The organism is Kitasatospora cystarginea, from assembly GCF_039533515.1.
Taxonomy (GTDB): Bacteria; Actinomycetota; Actinomycetes; order Streptomycetales; family Streptomycetaceae; genus Kitasatospora; species Kitasatospora cystarginea.
In genome coordinates this window covers 104,104-120,545 of the sequence record NZ_BAAATR010000027.1, presented here as the reverse complement: position 1 = coordinate 120,545, position 16,442 = coordinate 104,104, and the positions used below count along the sequence as shown (strand labels likewise).

Below are 16,442 nucleotides of genomic sequence, written 5' to 3'. Positions count from 1 at the left end.
AGACGATCCGCTCGACGTTCTCGACCTCGTTGTAGGTCGGGATGATCACCAGCACCGGGCCGAGATCGGCGAAGGTGCTCTCCTTGGGGGTCTCCTCAGGGGCAGTCACGTTGTGCCTTTCGAAGCAGCTGGAATAAACAGCGAGCCCGCGGCCCGGAGGCCGGATCGGCAGTGCGCGAGTTGGTGTATGGGCCCACACGTATGAAGAGGTCAAGGATGCGCATGCTACCTCGGGACGATGAGACCCCCGACTGCCAGGGCTCGGGGGATTCCCCAAGCGGATCTCCCCGCCGAGTAGTCTCTTGGCCCAACCTGAACGCCCGTGGACCACCCGGCAAACGGCGGTCGGCGGCTGGACCAGTCCCTCCCCACATCCAGCCCTTCCGGCCTGCGGATCCGCCCCGGATCCCGGTTCCGGGCGCCCCGCGCGGGCGTCGCACCGGCCGGCGGGGAGCGCTCCGGTTGTTCACCGGGAGGTCCCCGGAAGCTGGTCCGCCGGTCTCCAGGGTCGGTTAGGGTCGGTTCTCCCAGAACTCCCGGTCGGACAGGCGGCCACCACAGCCGACCGGGCGAACCACAGAACAGGCAGGACCGCGCACATGGACAGGCTCGTCAACACCGTCCGCCCGTACGCCTGGGGTTCGGTCGACGCGATCCCGGAGCTGCTCAAGGTGGCGCCGACCGGCGAGCCGCAGGCCGAGCTGTGGATGGGGGCGCACCCGGGTTCACCCTCGCGGGTGGACCGTGGCGAGGGCGGCCGTTCACTCGCGGCGCTGATCGCGGCGGACCCGGAGCGCGAGCTCGGCGCCGCCGCCGTGGCCAAGTTCGGCCCCGAGCTGCCGTTCCTGCTCAAGGTACTGGCCGCCGGAACGCCGCTCTCCATCCAGGCGCACCCCGATCTGGCCCAGGCCAGGGCCGGGTTCGCCGACGAGGAGGCCCGCGGGGTTCCGCTCGACGCACCGCACCGCAACTACAAGGACGCCAACCACAAGCCCGAAATGATCTGCGCCCTGGGCGAGTTCGAGGGCCTGTGCGGCTTCCGCGCCCCCGCCGAGGCCGCCGACCTGCTGCAGTCGCTGGGTGTGCCCGCGCTCACCGGGCTGGTCGAAATCCTGCGCGGCAAGCCCGAATCCGAGGCGCTGAGCGAGACCCTGGCCACCATCTTGACCATGACCGGCGAGACCGCCCGCACCACCGTCGCAGAGGTCGCCGCCGCGGTCGAGCGGGCCGCCGGGGCCGAACCGGACGGCCAGTTCGCCGCATACGCCTTCGCCGCACGGGAGTTCCCCGGTGACACCGGCCTGCTGGCCGCCCTGCTGCTCAACTACGTGCGGCTGCAGCCCGGCGAGGCGCTCTACCTCGGCGCGGGCGTCCCGCACGCCTATCTGCGCGGGCTCGGCATCGAGATCCTGGCCAACTCCGACAACGTGCTGCGCGGTGGGCTGACGCCCAAGCACGTGGACGTGCCCGAGCTGCTGCGCGTGGTGATCTTCCAGGGCGGGGAGCCCGGCGTGCTGCGGCCGGTCGCCGACGCTGACGGCGAGGAGCTCTATCCGGCGCCGATCGACGAGTTCCGGCTGTCCAGGTTCACCCTCGGCGACGCCGCCCGCCACCTGCCCGGGCCCGCCCCGCAGATCCTGCTCTGCACCGAGGGCGCGGCCCGTCTCACCGCCGCCGACGGCAGCACGCTGACCCTGGCCCGGGGCGAGTCCGCCTTCCTCCCCGCGACCGGCACCGACACCGAGCTCACCGGCCCGGGTGCCACCGTCTTCCGCGCGACCGTGACGCTCTGAGCCCTGGCGGCATCTACCTCCGAACTGGCGGTTCGCCCTTGGCCCAGGCCACCTGGAGCCCGAGCAGGCCGAACCGCCAGCCGTCGGCCGTCCGGACCGCCTCCCCCGACATCCGTCCGGCGGACTCGAAGGTGGTGCCGGGGGCGAGCGAGCGCTCCTCACGCAGCTGGTCCGAAAGGACGTGCAGGCACAGCAGGTTGAACTGGAAGGTGGCGCGGTCACCCTGCACGGTGATGCCGTAGTTGGAGCCGAGGTGCACCGTCCGGGCGAACTTCCCCATCACCTCGTCGTGGTACGCCCCCAGCCCCTCCAGCCCGACCCGCTCGCCCACCGGGAACACCAGCCGGACGTCCTCGGTGAACAGCGACCGGGCCCACTCCTCGCCGTAGACCCGGTCGTCCAGGCCCGCCAGGTACCGGTCGATCAGCTTCGCCACCGCGTCGCGCTCCACGTAAGCGCCCAACAACTCGCGCAGCATGGCGATTTCGGCCGCCTCGGTCATGTCCTGCTGGTTCGTCTTCGTCATGCGTCCATCATGAAACTTGAAGCTGACTTCAAGTCAAGAACCAGATGCGTCCACCCGACACCGCCCCGGCCGTGTCGGTCCGCCCGGTCGCTCCGGCACACCTCCACCAACCCGAACTCCCCTGCCAGTCGGGCCGTTTCGTCCACCGGCACCGGGAACATCCGCCGCCCGTCCGGCACCGGCCCCCGCCGGAGCAACAGCATCACCCGTCCGCCCGGCGCCAGCAGCCCGGCGATCCGCGCCATCGCCCGCGCACGCTCCGCGGGATCGAGGTGCATCCACACGGCGGTCAGCATGACCAGGTCGAACTCCCCCTCCACCAGTGCCAGTCCGGGCAGGGAGTCGGCCAGCCAGGACAGCCCGGGGCATTCGTGCACCCGGAGCTCGACGGTCGGATCCACCGCCAGCACCGAGTGACCGAGGCCAGCCAGGGCCGCGGCGTCCCGCCCCGTGCCGGCCCCGACCTCCAGCACCCGGGCGGGTGCCGGCGGCAGCAGGTGCAGCACCTGCTCGTGCACCTGCTCGAAGTGGACGCTCTCGTACTGCTCGATCAACTGTGCCGCCTGCTCGCGGTAGCCCGCGGCGCCCTGAGGACGTGTCTCCATCCCGCCATTCAACCCGGCCCTCCGGCAACCGCCGCGCCCCGCAGGTCACTTCGGCGGCGCCACCAGCCCGGCCTCATAGGCGATGATCACCAGATGGACCCGGTCGCGGGCGTCGAGCTTGGTGAACAGCCGGGCCACGTGGGACTTGGCGGTGGCCACGGTGAAGCACAGGTGCTCGGCGATCTGGCTGTTGGACATGCCGCGTCCGACCAGGGTCAGCACCTCGCGCTCCCGCTCGGTGATGCCCTCGATCGTGCGCCGCCGCACCGGGGCCGGCTCGGGCCGGCCCGCGAACTCCTCGATCAGGCGGCGGGTGACGCTCGGCGCGATCAGGGCGTCGCCGGCGGCGACCACCCGGACCGCCGCGAGGATGTCCTCCAGGGCCATGTCCTTGACCAGGAAGCCGGAGGCGCCGGCGCGCAGGGCGGCGTAGACGTAGTCGTCGTCGTCGAAGGTGGTGAGGACCAGGACCCGCGTGGCCCCCTGGCCCTCCGCGATCAGCCGGGTGGCCTCGATGCCGTCCATGCCGGGCATCCGGATGTCCATCACCACCACGTCGGGCCCGAGCTCGCCGACCAGCCGGACCGCCTCGGCGCCGGTGCCGGCCTCCCCCACCACCTCGAGGTCCCCGGCATCGACCATGATCACGCGCAGCCCGGTGCGCATCAGCGGCTGGTCGTCGGCCAGGACGACCCGGATCGCCATCAGGCACCCGCCGGCAACGGAAGCCGGGCCGCCACCCGGAAGCCGCCCTCGGGACGCGGTCCAACGGTCAACTGCCCCTGCAGCAGGCCGACCCGCTCGCGCATTCCGACCAGGCCCAACCCGGCGCCCGGCCCCGTCATGGCACCGCCGCGGCCGTCGTCGACGACCTCCACGGACAGCTCCTTCTCCTGGTAGTCGATGGACACCCGGCAGTCCCGGGTCCCGGCGTGCCGCACCACGTTGGTGACGGCCTCCTGGACGATCCGGAAGGCGGACAGGTCGACGTCCGGGGGCAGCGGCCGCCGCTCACCCCGCCACTCCACCTCGACCCGCACCCCGGCACCGGCACTCGTCGTCTCGGCCAGCCGCTCGACGTCGGCCAGACCCGGCGCGGGGGCCGTCGGCGCCACCCGGGCGCCGTCCGACGGTTCCGCTCCGTCCGCCCGGTCGGACTGCCGCAGCGCGACCAGGGTCCGCCGCAGCCCCGCCAGCGTCTCCCGGCTGGTCGCCTCCACGGCCTTCATCGCGTTGCGGGCCTCCGCCGGCTGGGTGTCGATCACCCGGGCGGCGACGCCGGACTGGATGGCGATGATGCCGATGCTGTGCGCCACCATGTCGTGCAACTCCCGGGCGATCCGCAGCCGTTCGGCGGTGACCGCCTGCGCCGTGGTCTGCTGTCGCAGTGCGTCGGCGTGGACGTGGTTCTCGTGGATCGCGTTGCCGATCAGCCAGGCGACCACGGTCGTCAGTGCCACGATCAGCAGCGTCGGGGTGTAGATCATCATATCCAGCGCCACCCGGGTCAGCGTGTAACCGCCCAGCACCGCCAGCGACATCACGGCGGTGGCGACCGAGGTCCGGCGTGGCTCGGTGGCCGCGATGAAGCAGACTGCGACATCGACCGCCAGGGACTGCAGCAGCGGGATGTCCTTGACGCTCAGTCCCATCGTCGACAGGACCGTGGCGGCGAGCAGGAGTGCGACGGCCGGCAGCGGCCTGCGGCGCCGGCGCGCTGCCAGCAGCACCAGGGCGGCCGCCATGACCACGGACCCGAAATTGCCGTAGCTCGACCCGAAAATCCGTTCGACAATGGAAAGTTGCGGATCGTTGGCCCGCTGCGGCCACCACCGGAGCTCGTCCACCCGTTGTGCGACGGGGTACGCGGTGGCAGCGAACCAGATGAGGGCCATCCAGCCGCCCGGCGGTACGCGTTTGAGCAGCGAAGAAGACGGCGTAGCGGACATGGGGCGATGGTAGCCATCCGGCCCCTGTCCGCACATCGGCCCGTGGGCGTCATACCGGGGATTGACGACGGCTCGGCAAGTTGCCTCGCCGGCCCGATGCCGTACGACCCCGGCACCCGGCACGGTGATTCCCGTGATCGAAGTCAAGAACCTGACGAAGCGTTACGGAAGCACCGCCGCGGTGAACGGACTGACCTTCACCGTACGGCCCGGGCACGTCACCGGGTTCCTCGGCCCGAACGGCGCGGGCAAGAGCACCACGCTCCGGATGATCCTCGGCCTCAACGACCCCACCAGCGGTACGGTCACCGTCGACGGCCGCGGCTTCCGGGATCGCCCGCGCGGCCTGCGCCACGTCGGCGCGCTGCTGGACGCGGGCGACGTCCACGGCGGGCGCAGCGCACGGGCACACCTGTCCGCCCTGGCCCGCAGCAACGGCATCCCGCGCGACCGGGTGGACGAGGTGCTCCAGGAGGTGGGGCTGACCGGCGCGGCCGGCCGCCGGATCGGCGGCTACTCACTGGGCATGAAGCAGCGCCTGGGCATCGCGACCGCCCTGCTCGGCGATCCGCCCGTACTGCTCTTCGACGAGCCGCTCAACGGCCTCGACCCCGAGGGTGTGCTGTGGGTGCGCGGCCTGTTCCGGCGGCTGGCCGCCGAGGGGCGCACGGTGTTCGTCTCCAGCCATCTGATGAGCGAGATGGAGAACACCGCCGACCAGCTGGTCGTGATCGGCCGGGGCGAGCTGATCGCCGCGGAGAGCCTGGCCGAGTTCGCCGCCCGCGGCACCGGCCTGAGCGTGGCCGTGCGCTCCCCCGAACTCACCGCGCTGGCCGCCGTGTTGACCGCCGGGGGCGCCACGGTGCACCCAGACGGCGGGGAGACGCTCACGGTGTCCGGGCTGAGCGCGGCAAGCATCGGCGAACTCGCCTTCCGCAACCGGATCGTGCTGCACGAACTCAGCCCCCGCGCCGCCTCCCTGGAGCAGGCGTTCATGGAACTCACCGCCGACAGTGTCGAATACCTCGCCGGAGAAGCCCGATGACCACCGCAGCCCCCGCCCCGGCACCCGCCGTCACCGAGCCCCGGGCCCGGTTCACCGACCTGCTGGCCGCCGAGTGGACCAAACTGTGGTCGCTGCGCTCGACCCGCTGGGGGCTCGGCCTCGGCGCGCTGATCACCATCGGCCTGAACGCGATGGCCGCCAAGGCCGACTACGACCTGATCCCGCAGATGACCGCCCAGCAGGTGGCCGAGTCCTTCTGGCTGCGGGACGCCTTCAGCCAGAACTCCTACTTCATCGCCATGATCGGCGCCGGCAGCTTCGGCGCGCTCACCATCACCGGCGAGTACACCACCGGTCTGATCCGCACCACCTTCGCGGCCGTCCCCGCCCGCCGCTCGGTGGTGACGGCCAAGCTGCTCGTGGTGTCCGCGGTCATGCTGGCCATCGGCGCGGTCGTCGCGGCGGCCTCGTTCTTCGGCTCCCAGGCCATCCTGTCCGGCCGGGGCGGCGGCTGGTCGTTCAGCCACCCCGGCGTACCGCAGGCCATGGCGGCGTCCGCCCTGATCATCCCGGTGTCCGCCGTCGTCGGCATGGGCCTGGGCGCCCTCATCCGGCACAGCGCGACCGCCACCGTCGCGGTCATCGTCACCCTGCTGATGCTCCCCGAGCTGTTCAGCGGCCATACCTACACCTGGGTGATCGACATCAACCACGCCCTGCCCCGCAGTGCCTGGACCGGCCTCGTCGACGCGATCCCCGGCATGTGGCACGGCCGCTACGCCGAACCGGTCGGCGAGGCCTGGATCGTCCTGGCCGCCTGGTCACTGGTATCGGCGCTCACCGCCGTGTTCGCGGTGGACCGCCGCGACCTTTGAGGCACCCGCACCGACATGAACCTGGTGGTGTGCCAGGTCGATTGAACGAACAGGTGGACGGCGAGCGCGGCGATCCTCGGGAGGCCGACCCCGCCTCGATCGAGCGAATTCCCGCCACAGATCGGCGAGCCACCGGCGGTGCCCTAAGGAAGTGGTGTCAATTGAGCTGACAGGGGTTGCTGCGTGCCGAGCCTGGCTGCCGGTCGCCGCCTGCCCCAATCCAACAGCAGACAGAGGACATCATGCGACTTCCCAAGATCCTGGGCCATGCCCTGGTTTCAACCGCGCTTGCCTCGAGCGGTCTCATGCTCGCCAGTGGCACCGCTCATGCCACCTTCAGCCAGTGTGTCGACATCATCATTGCCAACGGCTCCTATTTCGATGATGCCAAGTTCGGCTGCGAAGCGGGCGCCCGGGGCGACTCAGTTACCTGCTTGACCGGCTTCCCCCACAGCATCCCCCCGGCTGTCGTTACTGCTGCGTGCACGGCAGCAGCGGTCAGGCCCTGAGCTCGGCGCGTCGAACTGCCGGTGCCAGTAGCGGGCTTCGGTGCGGGACCGCATGGCCCGTTCCGCCCCGCGGTGGGCGTTGATGCGGTCCGGGCCCGCGTGGAGCCGGACCGCATCCCGCCAGTGACGTGCCCCGGGCGGCGCCCGAGGGCACGTTCCATTCTCCCCGGTCTCCTCCTCGTCCGGGTCGGCCGCCTGCGGGTCGCGCAGCGGCCGCAAGGCCGCCTCGGGCTGGGAGGGGGTGAAGGCGTACCGGCCCAGCACGTTCAGGTGCTTGGCCTTCAGCGGGGACAGGCGGGCCAGGTGTTCTTCGGCAATGGTGTGGCCGCGCGCTGGAGCTCGGTGACGGCGGCGTCCAGGTAGCGGGTGTCGATCTCCTTCGGCAGCAACTGCCGCTGGCCGACCTTGCGCCGCGACAGGGCGGGCAGCGAGCGCACCGCCTTCAGCACCCGCCGACCGCCCGGGGCGGCCACCTCTACCTCGACCGGCTCGCCAAGCGGGAGCGCCGCGACGCCCTGCGGCAGATGACCGACGAGCGTGAGAACGTGCACCGGCGCCGTGCTCGGCGGGCAGCCGAGCTGACCTGCGGCGCCTGACCGCAGGCGGGCGGACCTCCTGTCGTGAGCGGCACGTCCGCCCGAACCCGCGTAAGTTCCGCACCGGTGCGGCCGGTAGAGCCGGTCAGTGTGGTCCCTTGCGCCCTGTCCGGCGTGGTGGCGGGCGGTCGCCTGCGGGCTGTGCGCCGCTCCGACCGGGGACGATGTGGTGGAACGCCGTGTCAGGGGCCGTGTCAGGGGTGTGACAGGTGGGTGACAGGGCCGCTCGGGATCGTAGCGGTCATGAGGAATTCGGCGATCGCGGTCTCGGGACTGCGCAAGGGTTACGGGGACAAGGTCGTGCTCGACGGCATCGACTTCGATGTCGCCGCGGGATCGGTCTTCTCCATGCTCGGCCCGAACGGGGCCGGCAAGACGACGACGGTGAACGTGCTGACCACGTTGATGAAGGCCGACGGCGGGACGGTGCACGTCGCCGGGCACGACGTGGTGACCGCGACCAAGGAGGTCCGCTCGCTCATCGGCGTCACCGGTCAGTTCGCCGCGGTGGACGAGCTGCTGACGGGCCGGGAGAACCTGCAGCTGATGGCGGACCTGAAGCGGGTGCGCTCCGCTGACCGGGTGGTCGCGCGGCTGCTGGAGCGGTTCGACCTGGTGAAGTCGGCGGACAAGGCGGCGTCGACCTACTCCGGCGGTATGCGCCGGAAACTGGACCTGGCGATGACGCTGGTCGGCAACCCGCAGATCATCTTCCTGGACGAGCCGACGACGGGGCTGGACCCGCGCAGCCGGCGCACGATGTGGGAGATCGTCCGCGATCTGGTGGCCGACGGCACCACCATCTTCCTCACCACCCAGTACCTCGAGGAAGCCGACCAGCTCGCCGACCGGATCGCGGTGCTCGACCAGGGCCGCATCGTCGCCCAGGGCACGCCCGAGGAGCTCAAGCGCCAGATCCCCGGCACCCACGTCCGGCTCCGGTTCACCGACCTCTTCGAACTCGACGCGGCGGCGCAGGTCCTGGCCGGGGCCACCCGGGACGACCAGGAGCTGACCCTGCGGGTGCCCAGCGATGGCGGGTCGAGGTCGCTGCGGGCCCTGCTGGACCGGCTCGACGACCACATGATCAGCGCCGAGGAGTTCTCGGTGCACACGCCGGACCTCGATGACGTTTTCTTTGCCCTGACCGGTCACACCAGCACGGAGGCGATCGCCAAATGAACACCCTCTCCACGTCGTTCGGCAACTCCGCGATCATGCTGCGTCGCAACTTCAAGCACACGCTCCGGAATCCGGTCACGGTGTTCCAGGCGGTCCTGTTCCCCATCGTGATCATGCTCATGTTCGTCTACGTGTTCGGCGGCGCCTTCAAAGTCGAGGGCGAGTACATCGACTACGCGGTGCCGGGTCTGCTCGTGATGGCCATCAGTTACGGGTTGGGGCCGACCGCGGCGGCCGTGAACGGCGACATGACGAAGGGCATCATCAACCGGTTCAAGGCCATGGATGTCTCTCACGGTGCCGTGCTGGCCGGTCATGTCGTCTCCACGACCGTGCGCAGTCTGATCGCCGATGCCGCCATCGTCGGGGTCGGCTTCGCGATGGGGTTCCGTCCGCACGCGAGCTTCCTCCAGTGGCTCGCCGCGATCGGCGTCATGCTGCTGCTCGCTTTCGCGACCAGCTGGCTCACGGTCGCCATGGGCCTGGGTGCGAAGACCGTGGAGTCGGCGGGCATGGCCACCGTGCCGCTGATCATGCTGCCCTTCCTGAGCAGCGCGTTCGTGCCCGCGCAGACCATGGGCCCCGGCATCCGGCAGTTCGCGGAGTACCAGCCGTTCACCCCGATCATCGAGACGCTGCGTGGGCTGCTGGCCGGCCACCCGTCGGCCGGCGACGCGTGGGCCGCCGTCGCCTGGTGCGTCGGGCTCGCGATCGTCGGGTACGTGTGGGCGGTCTCCACCTTCAAGAAGCGAGCGTGACCGCGACCAGCTCGGACCAGCTGGTCCGCTCCCCCTCCCGAGCCGCCTCGGCGAACTTCGCGTCGCCGAGGCGGCGCCGCGCTGTCTGCGTGATCCGAACCACATCCGGGTGGGAGCGGTCCTGCAGGCCGCGCACACCGACGCTCGCCGCCAGCAGCCGCGCGGCCTGCGCGTACTGGTCGCAGCGCAACGCCAGGTCCGCGACCCCGATGAGCACCTGCGCGATCAGGGGCGCGTACCCCGCCTCGGACGCCGCCTCGCAGGCCGCCGCGCGGTGCGCCCGGGCCTCGTCGAGGTCGTCGGCGAGATAGCCGAGCAGGTCCTGCGTCACCGCCCGGACGTTCGCCAGCTCCGCTTCGTCGCCCAGCATGGCCGTCGTGACGCCGAGTTGGGTGTGCACCTCGTCGACGTTGCCGCCCCACCGGGCGAGTTCCGCCTTCGCGAGGGCCAGCTCGGCCAGCGCGTTCGGCCAGGCGACCCGCTCCGCGCACCGCTGTGCCTCGGCGATGGCGGCCGCGCTGGCGTCCTTGTCGCCCAGCAGCCAGTACAGCTGCGCCTGCCGCGACCGCATCCGGATCACGTCCTCGGTGGCGCCGAGCTCGGTGACGACCGCGATCGCCTGCTCGAAGTGCTCGCAGGCGTCGGCGAACTCGCCGCGCACGGCGATCCGGTCCGCCAGCTCCGACAGGGCGAAGGAGATCCCGAACCGCTCGCCGAGCGCCCGGAACTCGGCGAGCGCCGTCATGAGATACGCGTCCGCGTCATGCCCGTCCTGGCCGAGCACGATCCGCATCTTGCCCATCTGCAGCCGGGCCAGTGCGCGCACCCAGGGGTCCTCGTCGTCCAGCAGCGGTTCGAACGCGGACATGACCGCGTCGGGCTCCCGCAGCATGCGTACGAGCGGGGTGACGAGCGCCAGCGCCGGGTGGTGGCCCTGACCGCGCTGGCCGAACCGGTACGCCTTGTGGACCCACTCCGCGACATGGCGATGGTCGCCCCGCCCGGCGCTCATGAACATCACGACGAGGCCGTACACCGTGGCCCGGACCCGGTCGGTCACCTCACCGGGCGTCTCGGTGGCCGCGGTGATCAGCTCCATGCCTTCGGCCCGGTGCCCACCGAGCCACCAGTACCAGCCGGACCCCGCCGCGAGCCGCATCGCCGCCTGCGCCTCGCCGGCCGCGAGCGCGCCGCGCATCGCGGCACCGATGTTGTCGTGCTCGGCCTCGAGCATGGCGAGCCACTCCAGTTGCTCGGCGCGGCGAAGACACGGCTCCGCGGTCTCGGCGAGTTCGGTGAAGTGGGCGAGATGCGCATGGCGCGCCAGGTCCGATTCCCCCGCCTCCGCGAGCCGGTGCCCGGCGTACTCCCTGATCGTGCCGATCATCCGGTAGCGCGGTGCGGCGTTGTCCGCCGTGAGCAGCAGCGACTTCTCGGTCAGGGAGGTCAGCAACTCGAGTACCTGCTCCTGCTCGACCCCGTCGCCGACGCAGACCCGCTCGGCAGCCTCCAGGCTCGCCCCGCCCGAGAACACCGAGAGCCTGCGCAGCACCATCCGCTCGGCGTCGGTGAGCAGCTCCCAGCTCCAGTCGACCACCGCGCGCAGCGTCTTGTGCCGCGGCAGCGCGGTGCGGCTGCCGCTGGTCAGCAGGCGGAACCGGTCATCGAGCCGGTTGGCGAGCTGGTCGATGGACATGGTGCGCAGTCTGGCCGCGGCCAGTTCGATCGCCAGCGGCATCCCGTCCAGCGCCCGGCAGACGCGCACCATCGTCGCCAGCGTGCGGGCGTCGACCGCGAGATCCCGGCGCACCGCCCCGGCCCGGTCCCGCAGCAGCTGCACGGCGGGTGAGGACTCGATCTCGCGCCGGCCCGCGTCGCTCTCCGGCAGGGCCAGCGGCTCGACCGGCCACAGCGCCTCCCCGGTGATGCCGAGCGGTTCCCGGCTCGTCGCCAGGATCCGCAGTCGCCGGCACTCCCCGAGCACCCGGTGGGCGAACTCCGCCGCCGACTCGATCACGTGCTCGCAGTTGTCCAGGATCAGCAACGCCTCCCGCTCGCGGATCGCGGCGATGAGACGGTCCGTCAGATCCGCGTTCGGTGTCCCGCCGAGCAGGGCGTCCCGCAGGCCCAGCCCGGCGAGCGTCGACCGCGCCAGGTCGTCATCCGCGCTGATGGCGGCGAGCTCCACCAGCCAGGCCCCGTCCGGCAGTTCGTCGATCAGCGTGCGCGCGGTCTCGGTGGCCAGCCTGGTCTTGCCCGAGCCACCCGGCCCAATCAGGGTGGTGAGCCGGTGCTCTGCGATGAGCTCTCGGACCTCTGCGACGTCGGCGTCCTTGCCGACGAAACTGGTGAGCTCGGCACGCAGGTTGGTCTTGCTGGTCTCCTCGCGCCGTCCCAACTCGCCCCGCAGCAGCGCGACGTGCAACGCGGACAGCTCCGGTGAGGGGTCGACGCCCAGCTCGTCGGCCAGGGCCTCCCTCGCGCGCTGGAACACCTGCAGCGCCTCGCTGTCGCGGCCGGCCGCGACGAGGGCGCGCATCAGCGCGGCGACCAGCCGTTCCCGCACCGGGTGCGCGGCCACCAGGTCGGTCAGTTCGGTGACCAGCTCCGCACCGTCGCCGAGGCCGACCTCCGCTTCGAACCGATCCTCCATGGCGGTCAGGCGCAGTCCCTCGAACCTGGCGACCGCCGCGTCGAACGCACCGCTGTCCTGCAGACCGACGTCCTGCATGGCCGCACCGCGCCACAGCCCGAGCGCCTCGCGCAGCAACCGCACCCGCCGGGAACCGTCCGCGGTGCGGGCCTGGCCCGCGATGACGAGACGTTCGAACCGCACGGCGTCGACGGCGTCGGGCTCCACCATCAGCCGGTAGCCGTCCGGCTGCCCCTCGACCACCCCGTCCGGCAATGCCTTCCGCAGCCGGGAAACCAGGCGTTGCAGAGCGTTCGTCGCATCGGCGGGCGGGTACTCCCCCCAGATCCAGTCGACGAGCGACGCCTTCGGGACCACGTGACCCGGCCTGAGCGCGAGGGCGATCAGCAGTCCGCGCAGCCGTGCACCCGGCACGTCGGCCAAGCCGCCGTCGTCCGTGCGAACCTGCAATGTCCCCAGCATCCCGATCTGCACCCGCTGATTTTGCCACGGGCGTTCGACAGTAGCGGTAGCCCCAGAAGCCGACATTCACCGCCGATGCGTCGGCGGCTGGGCGCACGAGCCGGTCCTTCCCAGTCACCTTCCTCCGCGCGCACCCCGGCTGACTACCACTCAGAAGTGGCTGCAGATAGCTCGAGCAGGCGTCGCCGAGCAGCGTGTCGCAACGCCGTCCGAACCCGGCACCCGCCACCAGAATCCGGAACCTACGCCGCAACTCACCCCCGGGGCCGGGCCGCTACCGGGTGACCGGCCGTAATTCGCTTGCCCTGTCCACGGGTCAACGGTGCACTGTGGCGGGACACCACGAGCCGTGGTGCCGGTATCCCAAGGAGGCAGCGGCAGCAATGGAGATCCGTCCCACGACCGACCAGGACCTCGAGGTCTTCGTCGACACACTCCATGCCGCGTTCGGGCGCTTCCCGGAAACCCCGACCGAGGGCGGCGGCGGGGTCTGGTGGTCGGCGCTCGAAATAGACCGCAGCCTGCTCGCCATAAAGGCGGACGGGCGGCCCGTCGGCACCGCCGGTGCGTACTCCTTCGAGCTCACCCTGCCCGGTGAGACCACCGTCCCGGCCGCCGGAGTGAGCGCCGTCGGCGTCCTGCCCTCGCACCGACGCCAGGGCGTGCTCACCGCGATGATGCGGCATCAGCTCACCGAGCTGCGGGCCCGAGGGGAGTTCCTCTCCGTACTGCTGGCCTCCGAGGCCCCGATCTACGGCAGGTTCGGCTACGGACCGGCGACCTACACGGCCCGGCTCACCGTGCCGCGCCACCAGGCCGCCCTCGCCCTCCCGAGGGCGCGCGGAGCGGCCGACGCCCTGGCGACCGGCTCGGACACCGGCTCGGTCGAGGTGATGCGGCGTGCCGAGTGCGGCGAGATCCTGGAAGAGGTCTACGACCGGTACCGCCGCGCACAGCCCGGCGCGCTGTCCCGGCCGCACCGCTGGTGGTCCTTGGGTGCGGGACAGCCCCCGGTCTCTCCGGCGCCGCGCTACATCGCCGTCCACCGGGACGCCGACGGCGTCCCGGACGGGTACGCCAGCTACTCGTTCGGCGAGTCCGAAACCCTGACGGTCGACGAGATCATCGCCACCGACGACGCCGTCCACACGGCCCTGGCCCGGTTCCTGCTCGGACACGACCTGGCCACCCGGGTCGTGTTCAAGCACGTCCCGACCGAGCACCCGCTGCGCTGGCAGTTCGAGGACTTCCGCGCCGGCGAGGTGAGCGGCGACACCGACTGGCTCTGGGTGCGGCTGCTGGACGTCCCGCGTGCGCTGACCGCGCGCGGCTGGTTCACGGACGGCGAGCTCGTCCTCGACGTGGACGACCCGTTCCTCGGCGAGCACGGCCGCTACCTGCTGACCGTCCAGGACGGCAAGGCCGACTGCGTCCCGACGGACCGGGAGCCCGACCTGTCCCTGGACGTGAGCGACCTGGGCTCGGTCTACCTCGGCGGCACCGCCCCGAGCACGCTCGTGCGTGCCGGACACATCCGGGCCCACCGCCCGGGCGCGGCCACCCTCGCTGACGCCCTCTTCCGCGCCGAGCGCCCCCCGCACTGCCTGCACTGGTTCTGACCGCGCGCTCGCCGACCCTGCACAAGTCTCGTCAGTCGGGCTGCAGGGGGCTTCAGCAGTGCTTGCCTCCTGCGCGGTGGGTGCTCGGCCGTAGTCACCCGTCGGGGCGGATGCTCCCGACGGGTGAGGGGGTGAGTGGGCTGGCCATTGCGACGGATGACGCGCTGGAGCACGGCGCGCCCAGGGCCAGACCGGGGCCTCTCGCACGGATCTTGCCTACGGTCGGCGCTGGTTTGCGTGGCCGCTCTTGCCGCAGCCGTCGGAGGCCCCCGAACCGGGGAAGAGTCGGCCGAGGTGGTAGCGCAGGACTGCCACCGCGTCGCTCGTCGTCCGCTGGCCCAGTAGGACGCTCAGGCCGAGGCCGGCGGAGACCGCCAGGAGGACGACGGCCTCCTGGCGGGCGTCCAGGCGTGGATCGGTGTCCCCGGCCTGTTGGGCGGCGGTCAGCTGGCCGACCAGGAAGTCCTCCATCTCGTTGGGTGCCGCGAGGAACGACTGGTCGGCGAGTGCGGGGTCGGTGACCGAGAGCACCGCGTACTCGGTGTAGACGAGGTGGAAGGTCCGGCTTTCCTCATCCGTCGGTACGGCTTCGAGCAGCACCGCCTCGACGATGTCGCGCGGAGCCGTCGAAGGTCCGGTCGCCCGCACCCGCTCTCGGACCCGCTCGCCCATGCGCACTGCCAGGCGGGTGAGTGCCGCGAGCAGCAGCTGTTCCTTGGTGTCGAAGTAGTACTGCACGAGCCGCACCGAGACGCCCGCTTCGACGGCGACGGACCGCATGGTGACGGCATGCAGCCCGGTGTCCGCCGCCACACGGAGCAGGGCGTCGATGATGTGGGCCCGCCGCTCCTCGTGATCCACCAGCTTCGGCATCGACTTCCCTCCGAACATTTTTGTGGTACAACCATACCACCAAGTCCTGCTGTTTCGCGTATCGGGAGGGACCATGACCAGGACAAGCGTCGGACACTTCGTCAGCGAGGTGGCTCACGCGGAGTTCCTTGAGGCATATGACCGCGCCATGGAACTGTGGCCGAGCCCACGCGAGGAACTGGACATCGAAACCACCTACGGCACCGTCCACGTCCACCACTACGGATCCCGGACGGGCGAGCCGATCGTGCTGCTGCACGGCCACGCCGGACACGCATCCAACTGGTACCCCCAGATCGCCGCCCTGGGCGAGCACCACCCGGTCTACGCGATCGACACCCTGGACGACCCCGGCCGCAGCGTTCAGCGCGCCGTCGCGGCCGGTTCCGAGGAGAACGCGGCCTGGCTCGGCGAGGTCTTCGCCGGTCTCGGGCTGGAACGGATCCACCTGGTCGGCCTCTCCTACGGCGGCTGGCTGGCCCTCAACCAGGCCGTCCACGCGCCCGAGCGCCTGGCGTCGATCGCACCGCTGGACCCGGGCGGGATCGAGAAGGTCCCCGCGCGGTTCTACGTACACATGATCGGCGGCCTGTTCGGAATGCTCGCCCCGCGGCGCTTCCGCCCCGCGCTGGGACGGTTGCTCGCCAACCCCGCGCTCAGCTCACCGCCCGAGATGCTCGCCCCGCTGATGCTGGGCATGCGGACCTACAAGCCGAGCACCCGCCCTGCAGCCAGGCCGTTCACCGACGAGGAACTGAGCTCCGTCCAGCTGCCCGCTCTCGTCCTGCTGGGAAGCCGCAGCGCCCTGCTGCGTCCGCGCCGGGTACTGGAAAGGGTCACCACGCTGATCCCCGGTGTTCAGGCCGAGATCGTGCGACGAGTCGGCCACGGACTCAACCTGGAGCGGCCCGACGTCGTCAATGAACGCCTGCTGCGGTTCATCACCTCCTGCCAGCAGAGGACGCGGAGCTGAGTGGAAGTGCGCCATGAGAGCCGTCCTGCCGGCTCGCTCCGTCAGATCTGCACGCCCCCGGCA

Annotated in this window: 14 protein-coding genes and 1 pseudogene; 8 read left to right on the top strand and 7 right to left on the bottom strand. The window is 71.3% G+C overall.

The features are described from left to right. Positions 1 to 599: 599 nt before the first annotated feature. Positions 600 to 1,793, top strand: coding sequence for a mannose-6-phosphate isomerase, class I (manA, locus tag ABD369_RS26485; protein ID WP_344639046.1), 1,194 nt, complete (start codon positions 600 to 602; stop codon positions 1,791 to 1,793). 13 nt (positions 1,794 to 1,806) lie between these two features. Here the strand turns inward: manA and ABD369_RS26480 are convergent, their stop codons facing one another. The 4 genes from ABD369_RS26480 to ABD369_RS26465 are packed head-to-tail and all read right to left on the bottom strand — an operon-like array spanning position 1,807 to position 4,873. After that, positions 1,807 to 2,319 (bottom strand): nuclear transport factor 2 family protein, encoded by a 513-nt coding sequence (locus ABD369_RS26480; protein WP_344639045.1) that lies wholly within the window; start codon positions 2,317 to 2,319, stop codon positions 1,807 to 1,809. Beyond that, positions 2,316 to 2,924 carry a class I SAM-dependent methyltransferase gene (locus ABD369_RS26475; protein WP_344639044.1) on the bottom strand — a complete coding sequence of 203 codons (609 nt, stop codon included), beginning with the start codon at positions 2,922 to 2,924 and terminating at the stop codon, positions 2,316 to 2,318. The genes ABD369_RS26480 and ABD369_RS26475 overlap by 4 nt, the downstream gene beginning before the upstream one ends. Positions 2,925 to 2,969: 45 nt before the next feature. Continuing rightward, on the bottom strand, positions 2,970 to 3,629 hold the full coding sequence (locus ABD369_RS26470; RefSeq protein ID WP_344639043.1) for a response regulator: 660 nt from the start codon (positions 3,627 to 3,629) through the stop codon (positions 2,970 to 2,972). Continuing rightward, positions 3,629 to 4,873, bottom strand: a complete 1,245-nt coding sequence (locus ABD369_RS26465; protein ID WP_344639042.1) for a sensor histidine kinase — start codon at positions 4,871 to 4,873, stop codon at positions 3,629 to 3,631. Before ABD369_RS26465 ends, ABD369_RS26470 begins: the two co-directional genes overlap by 1 nt. 133 nt (positions 4,874 to 5,006) lie before the next feature. On the opposite strand from ABD369_RS26465, the gene ABD369_RS26460 reads away from it, so the two are divergent. The 3 genes from ABD369_RS26460 (at position 5,007) to ABD369_RS26450 (ending at position 7,263) form a co-directional block, all read left to right on the top strand. Beyond that, positions 5,007 to 5,918 (top strand): ABC transporter ATP-binding protein, encoded by a 912-nt coding sequence (locus tag ABD369_RS26460; protein ID WP_344639041.1) that lies wholly within the window; start codon positions 5,007 to 5,009, stop codon positions 5,916 to 5,918. Continuing rightward, positions 5,915 to 6,754 carry an ABC transporter permease subunit gene (locus ABD369_RS26455; protein WP_344639040.1) on the top strand — a complete coding sequence of 280 codons (840 nt, stop codon included), beginning with the start codon at positions 5,915 to 5,917 and terminating at the stop codon, positions 6,752 to 6,754. The genes ABD369_RS26460 and ABD369_RS26455 overlap by 4 nt, the downstream gene beginning before the upstream one ends. Positions 6,755 to 6,996: 242 nt before the next feature. Beyond that, positions 6,997 to 7,263 (top strand): hypothetical protein, encoded by a 267-nt coding sequence (locus ABD369_RS26450; RefSeq protein ID WP_344639059.1) that lies wholly within the window; start codon positions 6,997 to 6,999, stop codon positions 7,261 to 7,263. 174 nt (positions 7,264 to 7,437) lie between these two features. Here ABD369_RS26450 and ABD369_RS41255 read toward each other — a convergent pair. Further along, positions 7,438 to 7,631 (bottom strand): annotated as a pseudogene (locus ABD369_RS41255) (Tn3 family transposase); the annotation flags it as partial. A gap of 471 nt (positions 7,632 to 8,102) precedes the next feature. Between ABD369_RS41255 and ABD369_RS26440 the strand changes: the two are divergent. Together ABD369_RS26440 and ABD369_RS26435 are read left to right on the top strand one after the other, a co-directional pair. After that, positions 8,103 to 9,041, top strand: a complete 939-nt coding sequence (locus ABD369_RS26440) for an ATP-binding cassette domain-containing protein (protein WP_344639039.1) — start codon at positions 8,103 to 8,105, stop codon at positions 9,039 to 9,041. Continuing rightward, positions 9,038 to 9,799 (top strand): ABC transporter permease, encoded by a 762-nt coding sequence (locus ABD369_RS26435; protein ID WP_344639038.1) that lies wholly within the window; start codon positions 9,038 to 9,040, stop codon positions 9,797 to 9,799. The genes ABD369_RS26440 and ABD369_RS26435 overlap by 4 nt, the downstream gene beginning before the upstream one ends. On the opposite strand, the gene ABD369_RS26430 is transcribed toward ABD369_RS26435, so the two are convergent. Next, complete coding sequence (locus tag ABD369_RS26430) at positions 9,783 to 12,902, bottom strand: AfsR/SARP family transcriptional regulator (protein ID WP_486327292.1); 3,120 nt, start codon at positions 12,900 to 12,902, stop codon at positions 9,783 to 9,785. The two genes, ABD369_RS26435 and ABD369_RS26430, sit on opposite strands and share 17 nt — an antisense overlap. Positions 12,903 to 13,297: 395 nt before the next feature. Between ABD369_RS26430 and ABD369_RS26425 the strand changes: the two genes are divergently transcribed. Next, the gene (locus ABD369_RS26425; protein ID WP_344639036.1) at positions 13,298 to 14,533 is read left to right on the top strand and encodes a GNAT family N-acetyltransferase; all 1,236 of its coding nucleotides are present in this window, start codon (positions 13,298 to 13,300) and stop codon (positions 14,531 to 14,533) included. Between the two features lie 216 nt (positions 14,534 to 14,749). Here ABD369_RS26425 and ABD369_RS26420 read toward each other — a convergent pair whose 3' ends face one another. Further along, entirely contained in the window at positions 14,750 to 15,406 is a 657-nt protein-coding gene (locus tag ABD369_RS26420) for a TetR/AcrR family transcriptional regulator (RefSeq protein WP_344639035.1), read from the bottom strand. A 73-nt stretch (positions 15,407 to 15,479) separates the two neighbouring features. Here ABD369_RS26420 and ABD369_RS26415 point away from each other — a divergent pair, with 73 nt between their 5' ends. After that, on the top strand, positions 15,480 to 16,379 hold the full coding sequence (locus tag ABD369_RS26415; RefSeq protein WP_344639034.1) for an alpha/beta fold hydrolase: 900 nt from the start codon (positions 15,480 to 15,482) through the stop codon (positions 16,377 to 16,379). Positions 16,380 to 16,442 lie beyond the last annotated feature (63 nt).

Bases quoted from the DNA above. Each gene is read 5' to 3' on its own strand.
- manA (WP_344639046.1), top strand. From the start codon at position 600: ATGGACAGGCTCGTCAACACCGTCCGCCCGTACGCCTGGGGTTCGGTC.
- ABD369_RS26480 (WP_344639045.1), bottom strand. From the start codon at position 2,319: ATGACGAAGACGAACCAGCAGGACATGACCGAGGCGGCCGAAATCGCC.
- ABD369_RS26475 (WP_344639044.1), bottom strand. From the start codon at position 2,924: ATGGAGACACGTCCTCAGGGCGCCGCGGGCTACCGCGAGCAGGCGGCA.
- ABD369_RS26470 (WP_344639043.1), bottom strand. From the start codon at position 3,629: ATGGCGATCCGGGTCGTCCTGGCCGACGACCAGCCGCTGATGCGCACC.
- ABD369_RS26465 (WP_344639042.1), bottom strand. From the start codon at position 4,873: ATGTCCGCTACGCCGTCTTCTTCGCTGCTCAAACGCGTACCGCCGGGC.
- ABD369_RS26455 (WP_344639040.1), top strand. From the start codon at position 5,915: ATGACCACCGCAGCCCCCGCCCCGGCACCCGCCGTCACCGAGCCCCGG.
- ABD369_RS26450 (WP_344639059.1), top strand. From the start codon at position 6,997: ATGCGACTTCCCAAGATCCTGGGCCATGCCCTGGTTTCAACCGCGCTT.
- ABD369_RS26440 (WP_344639039.1), top strand. From the start codon at position 8,103: ATGAGGAATTCGGCGATCGCGGTCTCGGGACTGCGCAAGGGTTACGGG.
- ABD369_RS26435 (WP_344639038.1), top strand. From the start codon at position 9,038: ATGAACACCCTCTCCACGTCGTTCGGCAACTCCGCGATCATGCTGCGT.
- ABD369_RS26425 (WP_344639036.1), top strand. From the start codon at position 13,298: ATGGAGATCCGTCCCACGACCGACCAGGACCTCGAGGTCTTCGTCGAC.
- ABD369_RS26420 (WP_344639035.1), bottom strand. From the start codon at position 15,406: ATGCCGAAGCTGGTGGATCACGAGGAGCGGCGGGCCCACATCATCGAC.
- ABD369_RS26415 (WP_344639034.1), top strand. From the start codon at position 15,480: ATGACCAGGACAAGCGTCGGACACTTCGTCAGCGAGGTGGCTCACGCG.